General features: G+C 63.4%; 1 protein-coding gene. It reads right to left on the minus strand.

Annotated features, from left to right (window positions below; genetic code table 11):
* A partial coding sequence (locus tag ABT116_RS50090; protein ID WP_351648476.1) for an ABC transporter substrate-binding protein occupies positions 1 to 686 on the minus strand: 686 nt, incomplete at its 3' end.
* Between the last annotated feature and the right edge of the window lie 357 nt (positions 687 to 1,043).

Consider the following 1,043-nt stretch of genomic DNA (forward strand, 5'->3'; position numbering starts at 1 on the left):
GCCGTGCGGTTGTACAGGTACGTGTAGTAGTTGTGCATCCGCTCCGGGTCCGAGCCGTCGGACCAGACCACGTCGAGGGGCACCCGTTCGCCGAACCCGGTCTTGCCCTCGGTGCTGTGCTTGCTCGCCACTTCCTCGCAGCGTGCCGTGTAGTCACCGAGCAGTTCACCTGCCTGATCGGTCTTGTTCAACGCCTCTGCGACGAACTGGACGTTGTCCTGCCACGGATCGGTCTGGGTTGCCATGTAGACGGTCGGCGCGATGGCAGCGAGCTGCTCGTACAGATCACCGTGCCGTGTTTCCGTTCCGATGATCAGGTCCGGGCTCAGGGCGACGATCTTCTCGAGGTTCGGTGCCGCGACGGTGCCGACCATCTCGATCTCCGCGGCCTCCTCACCGAGGTACGCGGGAACACCGGTCGTCTCGCTCAGTACCGCGGTGCCCACGGGGATCACGCCCAGCGCTACCGACGTGTCGAGCTGAACCGGCTCGAGCACGACAACTCGCTGCGGATCCATCGGGACGTCGGTGGTTCCGCGGGCGTGGGTGACCGCGTGCACGGTGTCGGCAGACTGACTGCCGGTATCCGTCGTGTCGTCACTTCCACACGCCGTTGTCGTTGCCACGACGGCGGCGAGAACAAAACCACCCAGCACGTACTTCGTCCGCGAGTTACTGCGTTTCATTCCCAACACTCCTGTTACCGACTGCTTCCGACCGTCACAGCCACGGGCATTCACCACGGCTGAGCAAAGGATTCACCATCCAATAGTCTGGTGAGCCTAACCTACGAGACTGGAGCCTCATCATGTCTTCCCTTCCCTGCCACGGCGACGGTGTCCTGGGGAAGGCATCAATGCAGTGCCTTTCGGAATTTGTCGCCAATCCACAAACCAGTCGACGCCCTCACGCCTGTACACGGCAGTCGTCAACTGCAGGCGAACCGATGATCGGTCGCGCCGGAACGACACATCTGTGGGTGTTGTTCGAGCACCCCGGCCCCTGGCCGGCGTCCGCCCCCGTCGACGTTCTCCCCGTCGCGC

The organism is Streptomyces sp. NPDC002130, assembly GCF_040296465.1.
In the GTDB taxonomy this organism is placed as follows: domain Bacteria; phylum Actinomycetota; class Actinomycetes; order Streptomycetales; family Streptomycetaceae; genus Streptomyces.